This window comes from Desulfobacteraceae bacterium, assembly GCA_022340425.1.
Classification (GTDB): Bacteria; Desulfobacterota; Desulfobacteria; order Desulfobacterales; family JAABRJ01; genus JAABRJ01.
On record JAJDNY010000191.1, the window covers coordinates 1 to 13,184 of the forward strand.

Consider the following 13,184-nt stretch of genomic DNA (forward strand, 5'->3'; position numbering starts at 1 on the left):
GTTGAGGCCCTGAACGCGCCCTGCTCCCAGACGCCGACCACGTTCACCCCGGTGATTTGACGCAGGTTGCTCTCCGCCAGGGTTTTTCCCTGAAGCGGGGTCCGCATCGCCGGTGCCTCCGCGATCAAAAGCTCGTCAAAGCTGCCGATGATGTTGGCCTGCATGCTCACCCCGAGCACCCTGCGCGCTAAGGCTTGGCCTAACATTTTGGTGAACTGGAAGACGTGGCTGCTGCCTGCCAGCTCCAAAATATCCAGGCTGTCTTCCATGTCGGCGTTGGTGACGGTCACCACCCGGGAGCTGGTTTCGCGAATCGTAAATATGATGTTGGTGCTGGTGATGTCGTCGTTTAAAACCACCACCATGGCGGCCCGGTCCACCCCCAGGCGCTTGTAGCTCTCGGGGTTGTCCAGTTCACCGACCACGACGCGATACCCCAGGTCGTGCAATTCCAGGGCGCGTTGAAGATCCGGCACAAGAATCACATACTCCACCCCGTACTGGGTCAGCTTTTCCACCAGGTTGACGGCTACATCATCGTAATGGGTCAAAATCACATGATCGGAAACCCGGTCCGGGACCGACCGCGGCGCCCTCGCCCTGTTCTGCTCCTCCAGCCAGGGGGCATAAAAGAATTGGATAAAGGTGAAGGGGAGCATGATCAGCAGCAGCACAATGCCGTTTAGCAGCACGATAATCGAAAAAAGCTTGCCGATGTCGCTGTGAAAGGTGATATCCCCGAAACCCAGCGTCGACATGACCGTCAGGGTCCAGTACAGGCCGGTGACCCACGAGTATTCGCGCCCCTCGAAGAGCATCAGAACGTGAAACAAAACGCTGTAGCCCACAAAAAATAGGATCAGCAGCAAGGAAAATTTGATGAGCAGCCGGATGTTGGCCTTGCGGGTATTGTCGCGCAGCAAGGTTTGCAGCTGAGAGATCACGAATTTCATTTTTCCGGTTCACCCCCTGTCTGTGGGTAGGCCTGTGCGCAGACTGCCCAAACACAGCGTCGTGATGCTGGCTTCGGCTGCTTTGGGCCGAAACCGTCGCCGGGCGCAGCACGGCTGTTTCTTTTCCGCTCGTGGCGTTTATCAGGCGAGGGCGCCATTTTGTCAAACCCCAAAACAGCGCTTGCCGCCCGGCTGTGACGGCCCGCCAACTGTCGGGCGCTTGCCGGGTCAAAGCCGGGGCGGCAAGGACAAGTCCGGGCACGGGCCGCAATTTACGTCTTTACGTCGCCGGCCAAAATGGTTTACTAACTTCTGCCGCGCCCTGACCAGCCACCAGGGTCCGGCATACACGGCCACGGCGGGCTTTTCGGCCCTCGACGTCATCCCGAAGCGGACCACCCGATATGGACGCCAAAAAATTTCGGACGGCTATCCTCCTTTTCGCCGGCACCATCTCATTTGGTACGCTGGGCTACTACTATTTTGAAGGGATGACGCTCTTCGACGCCTTCTACATGACCGTCATCACCATCAGCACGGTGGGTTTTTCGGAGATCAAGCCCCTGACCACCGTCGGTCGAAGCATCACCGTGGTGGTGATCATGATGGGGATCGGTGTGGGCGGCTACACGGTCGGGATGATTGCCCGCAGCTTCATCGAGGGTGAACTGCGGATATTTTTCGGGAGAAGAAAGTTGGAAAAAAGGATTGCGGCGCTGGCCAATCACTTCATCATCTGCGGCTACGGTCGAATCGGCCGGATAATTTCCGCCGAGCTGGCCGATGACAAGATTCCCTTTGTGGTCATCGAACAGGACGGCAAGTCCATCGAACACCTGCAGAAGCATGGGTATCTGTGGCTTCAGATGGATGCGACCTCCGAGGAGGCGCTCCTTGCCGCCGGCATCAAGCGCGCCAAGGGGCTGGTGACCGCGCTGCCTTCCGATGCCCACAACGTCTTCATCACCCTCACGGCCAAGGGCCTGCGGCCGGACATTTTCATTCTCTCGCGGGCCTCGGACCACGGCAACGAGGACAAGCTCAAACGGGCGGGGGCCACGCGCGTCGTTTCACCCTATCTGATCGGCGGCCGCCGCATGGCCCAGGTGCTCAAGCGCCCCACGGTGGTGGATTTTATCGATATTGCCATGATGGAGCGCCATCTGGGGCTGATGATGGAGGAGGCCAAGATTGGCTCGCAATCGCAGCTGATCGGCAAAAACATCATGGCCAGCAACCTGCGCCGGGATTTTGGCGTAATCGTGGTGGCCATCAAGAATGCCGCAGGCGATATGATTTTCAACCCCGGGCCCGGGGAAACTCTCAACGCGGGCGACGTGATCGTGGTGCTCGGCAAGATGGAAAACCTCGAGCGCATGCGCGCGGTGCTGTGAAGCCCGCGCCACCATCTCAGGCTTCCGCCATCAGGGTCTTGAGCTCCGCGCCGTCGATTTTTTCGCGCTTCAGCAGCAGTTCGGCCCCCTTGTCCAGCACCGCGCGGTTTTTTGCCACGATCTCCAGCGCCCGGGCGTACTGGGCGTTGATGATCTCGCGGATCTCGGCGTCGATCAGCTGGGCGGTGGTTTCGCTGTAGTCCAGGGACCCCTGGGGGGCGATGTCCAGGAAACGGGCGCGCTTCTCGCGGGCGAAGTAAACCTGGCCGACTTTTTCGCTCATCCCGTACTCCTTGACCATGCTGGTGGCGATGTCGGTAGCCCGGGCGAGGTCGTTGTGGGCGCCGGTGGAGATGTCGCCGAAAACGGTCGACTCCGCCGCCCGGCCTCCCAGGAGGGTGGCGATTTTATTGAGCAGCTCGGTTTTTTTCATCAGGAAGCGGTCTTCGGTGGGCACCTGCATGGTGTAGCCCAGGGCGGCGATGCCCCGCGGGATGATCGATATTTTCTGAACCGGGTCGGTTCCCGGCAGGCTCAGGGCGACGACGGCGTGGCCCAGTTCGTGGTAGGCGATGATCCGGCGCTCCTCGGGGTTGATCAGCCGGTTTTTTTTCTCCAGACCGGCCACCACGCGCTCCACCGCCTCTTCGAACTCGGGCATGCCCACCGCCTGCTTGTCCCGTCGGACGGCCAGCAGGGCGGCCTCGTTGACCAGGTTGGCGAGGTCGGCCCCCACCATGCCGGGTGTCATGGCGGCCAGCTTCTCCACATCGAGCTCCGGTTCGGCCTTGATCCCCCTGAGGTGGATCCGCAGGATGGCCTCGCGGCCCAGCTTGTCGGGTCGGTCCACCAGCACCTGGCGATCGAAGCGCCCGGGTCGCAGCAGCGCCGGGTCGAGGATTTCGGGGCGGTTGGTGGCGGCCATCAGGATAACGCCCACGTTGGGGTCGAAGCCGTCCATTTCCACCAGCAGCTGGTTGAGGGTCTGTTCGCGTTCGTCATGGCCGGCCACCGGGCCGATGCCGCGGGCTTTGCCCAAAGCGTCGAGTTCGTCGATGAAGATGATGCAGGGCGCTTTCTGTTTGGCCTGTTCGAAGAGGTCCCGCACCCGGGCCGCTCCCAGGCCCACGAACATCTCCACAAACTCCGAGCCGCTCATGCTGAAAAACGGCACGCCGCTTTCGCCGGCAACCGCCCTGGCCAGCAGCGTCTTGCCCGTCCCGGGCGGCCCCACCAGCAGGACGCCCTTGGGCATCTTGCCGCCCAGGGAGGTGAAACGCCCCGGCTCTTTCAGAAATTCAACCACCTCCACCAGTTCCTGCTTGGCCTCGTCGACACCGGCGACGTCTTCGAAGCTGATGTTCAGATCGCTTTCAACGTAGATTTTGGCCTTGTTCTTGCCCAGCGCCATGAAGCCCGGCTGCTGACCGGCCATGCGCTTCATGAAAAAGTACCAGATGCCAAAGAAGAAAAGAACCGGGACGACCCATGAGAACAGGTCGCGCAGGAAGGTCGACTCGATCTGGCCTTTGAAGATCACCCCGTATTGATCCAGGAGGGTGGAGATTTCGGGGTCCACCCGGACGGTGCGAAATCGCTTGGGGGTGCCGCCTTCGGCCGTTTCGTCGATCATTTTCCCCTGGATCTGGTTGGCCGTGATGGCCACCTCGGTGATCTTGTTCTCTTTCAGCAGCTGCAGAAACTTGCTGTAGGGGATCACCGGGATTTCCATGACCGATACGATCGATTGCTGGATCAGCAGCACGAGCCAGATGCCAAGAAGGGCGTACCAAAGGGAAAATTTGTGCTCTTTCTGCATTTCATCCCTCCCCGCAGTGTCGATTCGGCCGCCGGCTGTCGAAATTGCCGTTGTGGGGGGCGCGGCATGCAATCCTGCCAGTGGTTTGGGCCGGCTCTGGGTGCGTCTGCACGGCGGATGGGCGGCCGCTTTGGCGGTGTGCGTGAGTAATTAGAGTCATTTTAAGGCAGATGCCGCCAAAAAGCAACCGGCCCGCATCATTCGCCATCAGGGGGCGTCGGCCGCAATCCAAATGCCTTGCGGCCGCGCCCAAAGCGCGTTAGGGTCGCAGTACAATTCCCAAGTTGGCGCCGGATCCGGGTTCGGCTGGGGGGCGGAAAGGCACGCCGGATGAGGAATGGTTCTTCGCCGGTGCCCCGACGCCAACCGCAGCTGCGGCGGCGCCCCGCGACACCCGGAGAAAACCGGGTTCCCGGCGGTTTCCCGGGCGCGGGTACCTGCCGTCAGCCGGACAACTTGGCGGGAGAAAAGGCTGGTGCGCAAATGGCGGCCAAACCCATCGACCTGACCCACCTTTTGGATGTGGACACCCCCGTCTTGGCGGGCGACCCGCCGCTGCTGCGGCACACCTTGTTGCACCACGGGCGGGACGGCTGCCACCTGGAGCGCATTTCTTTGGGAACCCACACCGGCACCCACCTGGATGCCCCCTTCCATTTTTTTGCAGACGGCGATCGGCTGGACGCCCTGCCGGTAAGCCGGCTGGTGGGCGCCGGCGTGCGGCTGGATCTCACCGGGCGCCGGGAGGACAGCCCGATATGCGCCGCGGAGTTGAGAAAGGTGGCGCCGCAACTGATACCGGGCGATTTCGTGCTGCTGATGACCGGCTGGGACCGTTTCTGGGGAACGCCGCGCTATTTTCGGCACCCATATCTGGCGCCGGATTGCGGGAGATGGCTGGTGGATTGCGGGGCCGGGCTGGTGGGGCTGGACACCCCCAGCCCGGACCGCTCCAGCGGCGCTCAGGGGGACCACCCCGTTCACCGGATGCTTTTGGGCGGCGGGGTCCTGATCGTCGAGAACCTCTGCGGGCTGCGGCGGATACCGTTGCTCCGGGGTAATTATGCCTTCCTGCCGCTGAAGCTCAAAGGGGCGGACGGCGCCCCGCTGCGGGCCGTTTTTCTGGGCACCTGACCCGGCCGTGATGTATCCGGGGGCGGGGCGGTGCTGCGGCCGGTATAAGGCGCCAGGCCTTCTGGTAGGCCTTGATAAAGCCGTAAAAGGCAAACCAGACGGTTACCAAAAAAGTTCAAGCTACGGCGCGCAAATCTCAGCGGCGTGCGGCGTACACCTCTGCGCCGCAGCGACTTCGAGATGCGGCGCAACCCAGAGGATTTTTTGCGGAGCCCTCAGGCCTTGCCCAGCAGGCGCAGCATGACGGCCTTCTGGGCATGCAGGCGGTTCTCGGCCTGGTCGAAAACCACCGCCTGGGGATCATCGATCACCTCGGCGGCCTGCTCGTAGCCGCGCATGGCCGGCAGACAGTTCATGAAGATGGCGTCGGCGGCGGCCTGGGCCATGAGCTTGACGCTGACCTGGTAGGGCATGAACTGCCGGACGCGCTGGGCCATTTCCGATTTGGGGATATGGTAGCTCATCCAGGAATCGGTGTAGACCACGTCCGCCCCGGCCACGGCTTCCGCCGGGTCGTGGGTCACCAAGACCGTGGCGCCGGTGGCCCCGCCGGCGGCGGAGGCATCGGCCACCACCGCCGGCAGCGGGCTGGCGCTCGGGTCGGCCGGGCAGCCGACGCGGATGCTGACCCCCATCTTGGGGCAGCCGTAGAGTAGGGAATGGGTCACGTTGTTGTTGGCGTCCCCCAGATAGGCCAGGGTGAGGCCGGCCAGGGCGCCCTTCTTTTCGCGAATGGTCTGAAGGTCCGCCAGGACCTGGCAGGGGTGGTTGAAGTTGGTCAGCCCGTTGATGACCGGGATCCCGGCGTTGGCGGCCAACTCCTCCATGTGGCGGTGCTCGAAGAGGCGCGCCATGAGCAGATCGGCATAGCGGCTGAGCACTTTCACCATGTCGCCGATGGTCTCCTTGCCGGCCGCCAGGGGCGAGCTGGCCATGTCGTAGAAGATCGCATCGCCGCCCATCTGGCAGATGCCGGTTTCAAACGAAACCCGGGTGCGCAGGCTGGGTTTTTCGAAAATCATCACCAGCATCCGGCGCTGCAGGGCATCCTGGTACTTTTCGGGCGCAGCCTTGAGGGCATCGGCCAGATCCAGGATGGCCGTTATCTCAGCGGTCGACCAATCCTTGAGGGAAATCAAATGGCGCATGCCGTCACCGTCTTTCAGCTTGTTAGGTCGTCGTAGTATTTGTCGATCTCGGCGCAGCGATCGAAAATTTCCAGCATCAGCGCCGCCCGCACCCACATCCCGTTGCGCACCTGGCGCCAGTAAACAGCCCGCGGGTCCTGGTCGGCCTCGATGGCGATTTCCTTGCGCCGCGGCAGGGGGTGCAGCAGCACCGCATCGGGTTTGAGGATCTCCAGATGGCGCGCGGTGAAATGGAAGGGCGTGGTGTCCAGCAGGCGGCTTTCCTCGGCCGTGTCCCACTCGTCCTGGATGCGGGTCATGTAGATGGCGTCCACTTCGGGGATGATTTTTTCGAAATCCGTGCTCAGCTCGTAGGCCACCCCCGCCGCGCGCAGGTTTTCGAGGATGTCGGCACCGATCTGGAGCGATTCGGGTGCCACGAAATACTGCGTGACCCCCGGGTAGAGGGTAAGCAGGTTGGCCAGCGACCGCACTGTGCGGCCGCGCGCCAGGTCCCCCACGAAGGCGATCTTCTTGTGCGGGATGCCTCCGCGGGTCTCGAAGCTGCGCTGCAAGGTGTAGATGTCCAGCAGGGCCTGGGTGGGGTGCTGATCTTGGCCGGAGCCGGCGTTGATGACAGGGATGCAGCGTTCGGTGTTGGATAGCAGCCAGGCGATCCGCTCTGCGAACCCTCCCACCGGGTGGCGCATGATGATCAGGTCGAAGTACGAGCTGAAGGTGCGCACCGTGTCCTCCGGGGATTCCCCCTTGATTTCGCTTGAGGTGGTGGTGTCGCGCACCTCCGCCGGGTGGATGCCGACGATCTGGCAGGCGGAGTAAAATGAGAGAAAAGTCCGGCTGGAGGGCTGGGCGAAGTAGAGCATGGCGCGCTTTTCCGAGAGCAGCGACTGCAGGAAGTGCAGCCCTCCCTTGGTTTTGCCGATGCGCCGGATCTTGGTGGCCAACTCGCAGAGCCGCTCCAGGGAGGGGCGGTCGAACTGCTGGGCGATCAGGGCATGGTAGGGCCGCCCGTTGCGCATAAACAAAGGGCCCTTATCTTCGCGTCGAAGGTCCTGGAAATCCAGCCATGAAATGCGCCGCAACGGGTTGTCCTTGTACATCGGCGTTTCCTCGCCTGAGGTTGGAAGGGGCAGCCAGGCCGCAGCCTGTCAACGCCTGTCATTTAAGGCAATGCCCGAAGTTTGTCAATGCCCGGCCAAGGGGCTTTCCAAACGGCCGTCGCGGCCAAGGGCGCCGTTGCTTTCAGGCTTTTGCCGTCAATAAGAAGGAGGTGTGCCATGGCACAAATTTTCGACGATCGCTGGCGTGAGCGCGGGTCTCTGTGGTTATTGGGGCTGTCGCTGGTGATGGTCTTTTCCGCCTGTTCGACCCACGGCCCCGGGGTCATCGGTCCCCAGGGCGGCAAGCTGGCGCCCTGTCCGGATCGGCCCAACTGCGTTTGCAGCGACGCCGCGGACCCCCGGCGGCGGGTTGCGCCGTTCGCCTTGCAGGGGCCCGCCGCGGAAGCCTGGCAGGCCCTCGAGGCGCACCTGACCACCCTGCGGCGCGTCCAGCTGGTCACCGTTTCACCGTTTTATCTGCATGCCGTTTTTCGCAGCCGGGTTTTTGGCTTTTCGGACGATGTCGAGTTCTACCTCCGGCCGCAGGCCGGAGAAATCGCCGTGCGTTCCGCATCACGCACGGGCTATTTCGACTTTGGCGTCAACCGCCGTCGGATCGAGGCCATCCGGAGCCATCTCACCGGGCTGGGGGTTCTTAAAGGGTCTTGAAAGCGCCGCCGCCGGTGCAGGGTTCGAAAAAAAACATCCCGCCGGGGCCACCGGCAGACCCATGGTCTACTTCGCGGGGAGGAAAAACAAGGCCGCGCCCCGGCACCCGGCGCCCCCGTTGAGCCAAGTCCCGGAAGGCCTGTTGTAGGATTCAATTAACTGTAATTTCAGTTTCTTAAAATTAAGTACGAGCAGTTCTGAGCCTCATGCGGGAAACGGCCTGGCGGGGCTTTGCCTAACGCCCTGCCCCCGCCAAGTGCCCGGCAGCAAGCCAACGGCGTCTTAGCCTTCTCTAAAACCGTTGATTTTGTAGGGATGGCATCAAACTAATATGTTGACATTCCGCCAAACCTTCTATAGAGACAGGTTTAATCGAACAGCTGGGGCAATCGAGAACTTCAACTGGAGGTGGAATCGCATGACAAAAGCAGAATTGATCGAAAAAATGGCAATGGATGCCGGCATCAGCAAGGTTGCTGCCGGGGCCGCTCTGGACTCGTTTGTCGACGGCGTCACCAGTGCGTTGAAGAAAAAAGAGGGAAAAGTGACCTTGGTGGGTTTCGGCACATTTCTCAAGGTTCGCCGCAAAGCGCGCAAGGGGCGCAACCCCCAGACCGGCGAGGAAATCAAGATCAAGGCGACAAACGTCGTCAAGTTCAAGCCGGGCAAAAAGCTGAAAGATTCGGTCTGATCCATACGGGCGTGGTTTGCGGCAGCCTGCGAGCGTTGCCGCAAACCGCTCTGCATTCCCTCGAAGTCCCCCACTTCCGTGCTTTTCCCTCCCCCGGCACCCCGCCCGGTGAGCGCTTCCCATCTCACCCGGGAGGTGCGTCATTTCCCGACTGCGATTTAGCATTCGACCTTCGCCCTGCGACAGTGCTATAATAAATTTTATTCTTTCAAGCGGCGGGTTTCCGGCAGGGCCGCCTGCCAGCGGGTGATGCGTGCCGGAAAAAGGGGGCGATGATGTGGGTCTTCACCATGGACGGATTTTTCGCGGCGGTCTGGGACAAGAACTGTGGGCGGGACGAACTCATGATCCGCGCCCATTGCCGTGAGGACCTGGTCCGCCTCTCCAAAAAGCTCTGGGGCTACAGCGAGGAGGTCAAGATCCTCAAAAGCCCGGGCGCCGATTATGCTTTCCGGATGAAGATCCCGCGCCAGATGTGGTCGGAATACGTGGCCCAGTGCGCCCTCAAGGTGGACTATGCCAATGTCAAGGGCCACATCGTGCCCGCCGATGAACCGCTGCGTGAAAGGGCCTACTACGAGGTCTGGGAGGCGCTTTACCGCTGGCAGTCGGATCTGGAAAAAAAACAAGGCAAGTGAATCGGGCTGCCAGCCGGGCGGGTGACTGATTTCCCGCTTGACAGGCCGCAAGCGGGTGATAAAAACTCTGGCCGCGCCGACCCTGTTTTGGGATGCGGCAGCAGCAAACGTTCGCCCCCACCGGTCTGGGGGTTTTTTTGTACCCCTGGCGCAAGATCCGATGCAGGCGTTTATGGACCGCAACACGCTTTTTGGCGCCATTTTAAGCGGCGCGCTGCTGACGGCCGCCTTTCCCCGGCTGGGCATGTGGGGTGCGGCCTGGGTGGCCCTGGTGCCGCTGCTTCTCGCCCTCCGGAACCTTCCCCCCGCCGGTGCCTTCCGCCTGGGCCTGATCGCCGGCGGGGTGCACTACCTGAGCCTGATCTACTGGGTCGCCTACACCCTGCGGACCTACGGTCATCTGCCGTGGCTTCTGTCGGTTTCGGCGCTGGTGCTGCTGTGCATCTACCTGGCGCTTTTTACCGCTTTTTTCGCGGCCGCCCTGGCCCTTTTCAGGCCCCGGCCGCTGATCCTGCTCGTGGCGGCGCCGGTCCTGTGGACAGGGCTGGAGTATCTGCGCACGTTTCTGTTGACCGGCTTCCCCTGGGGGCTCTTGGGCTACACCCAGGCCGACTGGCTGCCGGTGATCCAGCTGGCGGACCTCTTCGGGGTCTACGGGGTCTCCTTTCTCATTGTACTGGTGAATGCCGCGGCGGCCCTGGCCCTCTCGACGGTTTTGAGCAGCGCCCGGGGCCCTCGGCCGGCCCCCGCGGCCGGTCTAGGGGCGCTTTTGCTGGCGACGGCTGCCGTGGCCCTCGCCTGGGGTTACGGCCATTGGCGTATTCAGGGGTTGGAGGCCCGCATCCGCCAGGCGCCGGCGGTCAAGGTGGCGGTGGTCCAGGGCAATATCCCCCAGGCGGAGAAGTGGGAGCCTTCTTTTCAAACGGCCACCGTCGAAAAATACGCGCGCCTCTCCATGGGGCTGCGGGACCAGCGCCCGGAGCTGGTGGTGTGGCCCGAGACCGCCGCCCCGTTTTACTTCGGCCATGACGCCGAACTCTCGCTGCAGGTGGCGAAGGCCGTGCGCCGCAGCGCAGCCAGCTTTCTGATCGGCAGCCCGTCAGTCACCCTCCAGGCCGGCGGCCCGCTGTTCCACAACAGCGCGTTTTTGCTGGGACCCGAGGCGGAGGTGCTCGGAAAATACGACAAGGCCCACCTGGTGCCCTTCGGCGAATACGTTCCGCTGCGGCGCTGGCTGCCGTTTCTGGGGAAAATCGTCGCCCAGGTGGGGGATTTCGTGCCCGGTCCCAAGGGACAGACCCTCGCGTGGGGCCCTTATCGGCTGGGGGTCCAGATCTGCTACGAGATCATCTTTCCGGGCCTTGCCCGCGCCATGACCCTGAACGGGGCGGACCTGCTCGTCAACCTGACCAACGACGCCTGGTACGGCCGCAGCAGCGCCCCCTTCCAGCACTTCATGATCACCGTTTTCCGGGCGGTCGAAAACCGGCGGACGCTGGTGCGGGCCGCCAACACCGGTATCAGCGGCTTTGTCGACCCGTTGGGGCGGGTGGCTTCGGCCACCGCCCTTTTCGAAGACGCCGCCGTCGCCCGTTCGCTGCCGATATTGAGGGAGCGCTCGCTTTACACCCGCTGGGGGGATGTCTTTGCCGGGGCGTGCCTGGCCGGCGCCGCCCTGCTGGTGGCTGCGGCCGGTATCCGGCGTCGGCGCTGACCTGTCTTTCGCAAACCGCATTTGAAGGAGGAGAGAAAAAATGACCGTCGAATACAAACAGACCATCAAGGAGCTGCGCAAGAAATTCGAACAACTGAAAGACTATCTTTGACCTGCCGGCCAAGGAAAACCGCCTGAAGGAAATCGAATTCCAGATCGCCAAGGACGGCTTCTGGGACAACCCCGAGGAAACCCGGCCGGTTCTCAAGGAGCGCTCGGTGCTGGCAGCCCAGGTGGAGCGCTATCACGCGCTGATAAAGGAGCTGGAGGAGAGCGAGATTTTGATGGAACTCGGCCTCGAGGAGTCCGATTCCGAGACCGTCCTGGAGGCCCATCGGCTGCTGGAGGCGCTGGACCGGCGGATCGCGGCCTTTACCCTGAACCTGATGCTGGACGGCGAAGAGGACGGCAATAACGCCATCGTTTCAATCAATGCCGGCGCCGGCGGCACCGAAGCCCAGGATTGGGCCGAAATGCTCTTCAGGATGTACTCCCGCTACCTGGACCGCAAGGGCTTCAGCATGGAGCTGATTGACCTGCAGCCGGGGGACGAGGCCGGCATCAAGAGCGTGACCTTCACCGCCAGCGGGGATTTCGCTTACGGCTACCTGAAGTCGGAAATCGGGGTGCACCGCCTGGTGCGGATTTCGCCCTTCAACGCCAGCGGCAAGCGCCACACCTCGTTTGCCTCGGTTTTCGTATTCCCCGAACTGGACAACGATATCGTCGTGGACATCGAAGAAAAGGATCTGCGCGTCGACGTCTTCCGGGCCAGCGGGGCCGGCGGCCAGCACGTCAACAAAACCAGCAGCGCGGTGCGCATCACCCATTTGCCCAGCGGCATCGTCGTCCAGTGCCAGCAGGAAAAATCCCAGCATCGCAACAAGGATATGGCCATGAAGGTGCTCAAGGCCAGACTCTACCAGGCCGAGAAGCGGCGCCAGGAGGAAAAGCTCCAGGAAATCCACGACGGCAAGGAGGACATTGCCTGGGGCAGCCAGATCCGCTCCTATGTTCTGCAGCCCTACCAGATGGTCAAGGACCACCGCATCAATCTGGACGTGGGGGATGTCAACAGCGTGCTGGACGGCGATCTGGACCCCTTCATCGAGGGTGTGCTGCTCTCCAAAAAGCACCGCCAATGAACCCCGCCGGGCTGATCCGCGAGTACTACGACCCCGCCGGCAAGGCCTACGGGGTGATGATGCGGCATGCGGAGCAGGTGGCCCGCAAGGCCCTGGCCGTGGCCGAGCGGATCCAGGCGCCAGGCGTTGATCTGGCCTTTGTGGAGTCCGCCGCCCTGCTGCACGACATCGGCATTTTCCTGACCCACGCCCCGCTCTTCGGTTGCACCGGGACCCGGCCCTATCTCTGCCACGGGGTCCTGGGCCGGGAGCTGCTGGAGAAGGCCGGCTGGCCGCGGCATGCGCTGGTCTGCGAGCGGCACGTGGGGGTGGGCCTCACCCGGGCGGAGATTGAAAAAAATCGGCTGCCGCTGCCCGGCCGGGACATGCGGCCGGTCACCCTGGAAGAGCAGATCGTCTGCTTTGCCGACAAGTTTTTCTCCAAAAACGGCCAGGGCGAAGGAGAAAAGTCTCTTGACCGGATTCGGGCGGAGCTTTTGCCCTTCGGGGCCGGCAAGGTGGCGATCTTCGACGCCTGGGCCCGGCGTTTTGGGGAGGTTCCAGGCTGAGGGCGTGCGCCAAAAACAAGCCGTCCCGCCCGGAAGGGGCGGGACGGCTTGGGTGAAAACGGCCGACGGCGGCGGGTGTCGGGTAGGAGGCCATCAGGGAGGTTTTGCAACACCCCGCTAACGCCCTCGGCCGGTGGTGCACAAAAAGGCGGCACTTCTCAGGCGCGCTCGGGACCGTCAGGGGCGAATTCGGGTCCGGTCTCCCGGCGGCGCTTTTTTCTTATAAGCATA

Annotated in this window: 12 protein-coding genes; 8 read left to right on the forward strand and 4 right to left on the reverse strand. The window is 62.6% G+C overall.

The genetic code is table 11. The annotated features are described in order from the left end of the window. The coding region (locus LJE63_16690) for a potassium channel family protein (GenBank protein MCG6908242.1) at positions 1 to 953 on the reverse strand (953 nt) is incomplete at its 3' end. Positions 954 to 1,357: 404 nt separating this feature from the next. Here LJE63_16690 and LJE63_16695 point away from each other — a divergent pair. Beyond that, positions 1,358 to 2,347, forward strand: coding sequence for an NAD-binding protein (locus tag LJE63_16695; GenBank protein ID MCG6908243.1), 990 nt, complete (start codon positions 1,358 to 1,360; stop codon positions 2,345 to 2,347). 16 nt (positions 2,348 to 2,363) lie between these two features. On the opposite strand, the gene ftsH is transcribed toward LJE63_16695, so the two are convergent. After that, complete coding sequence (gene ftsH / locus LJE63_16700; GenBank protein ID MCG6908244.1) at positions 2,364 to 4,166, reverse strand: ATP-dependent zinc metalloprotease FtsH; 1,803 nt, start codon at positions 4,164 to 4,166, stop codon at positions 2,364 to 2,366. 483 nt (positions 4,167 to 4,649) lie between these two features. Between ftsH and LJE63_16705 the strand changes: the two genes are divergently transcribed. After that, positions 4,650 to 5,300 (forward strand): cyclase family protein, encoded by a 651-nt coding sequence (locus LJE63_16705; protein MCG6908245.1) that lies wholly within the window; start codon positions 4,650 to 4,652, stop codon positions 5,298 to 5,300. Positions 5,301 to 5,515: 215 nt separating this feature from the next. Here LJE63_16705 and argF read toward each other — a convergent pair whose 3' ends face one another. Together argF and LJE63_16715 are read right to left on the reverse strand one after the other, a co-directional pair. Beyond that, complete coding sequence (gene argF / locus LJE63_16710) at positions 5,516 to 6,448, reverse strand: ornithine carbamoyltransferase (GenBank protein ID MCG6908246.1); 933 nt, start codon at positions 6,446 to 6,448, stop codon at positions 5,516 to 5,518. A 14-nt stretch (positions 6,449 to 6,462) separates the two neighbouring features. Next, entirely contained in the window at positions 6,463 to 7,548 is a 1,086-nt protein-coding gene (locus LJE63_16715) for an aspartate carbamoyltransferase (GenBank protein MCG6908247.1), read from the reverse strand. Between the two features lie 177 nt (positions 7,549 to 7,725). On the opposite strand from LJE63_16715, the gene LJE63_16720 reads away from it, so the two are divergent. From LJE63_16720 to LJE63_16745, 6 genes are all read left to right on the forward strand, one after another. Next, positions 7,726 to 8,217, forward strand: a complete 492-nt coding sequence (locus LJE63_16720; protein ID MCG6908248.1) for a DUF1499 domain-containing protein — start codon at positions 7,726 to 7,728, stop codon at positions 8,215 to 8,217. Positions 8,218 to 8,635: 418 nt separating this feature from the next. Beyond that, positions 8,636 to 8,908 carry an HU family DNA-binding protein gene (locus LJE63_16725; protein ID MCG6908249.1) on the forward strand — a complete coding sequence of 91 codons (273 nt, stop codon included), beginning with the start codon at positions 8,636 to 8,638 and terminating at the stop codon, positions 8,906 to 8,908. Positions 8,909 to 9,183: 275 nt separating this feature from the next. Next, positions 9,184 to 9,546 (forward strand): hypothetical protein, encoded by a 363-nt coding sequence (locus LJE63_16730; GenBank protein MCG6908250.1) that lies wholly within the window; start codon positions 9,184 to 9,186, stop codon positions 9,544 to 9,546. A gap of 172 nt (positions 9,547 to 9,718) precedes the next feature. After that, complete coding sequence (gene lnt, locus LJE63_16735) at positions 9,719 to 11,260, forward strand: apolipoprotein N-acyltransferase (GenBank protein MCG6908251.1); 1,542 nt, start codon at positions 9,719 to 9,721, stop codon at positions 11,258 to 11,260. A 40-nt stretch (positions 11,261 to 11,300) separates the two neighbouring features. Continuing rightward, a protein-coding gene (gene prfB / locus LJE63_16740) for a peptide chain release factor 2 (protein MCG6908252.1) occupies positions 11,301 to 12,405 on the forward strand; the annotation gives its coding sequence in 2 pieces (ribosomal slippage) (positions 11,301 to 11,369 and positions 11,371 to 12,405; 1,104 coding nt in all). Next, positions 12,402 to 12,953: an HD domain-containing protein gene (locus LJE63_16745; GenBank protein MCG6908253.1), complete on the forward strand. Its 552-nt coding sequence runs from the start codon at positions 12,402 to 12,404 to the stop codon at positions 12,951 to 12,953. The genes prfB and LJE63_16745 overlap by 4 nt, the downstream gene beginning before the upstream one ends. Positions 12,954 to 13,184: the final 231 nt, after the last annotated feature.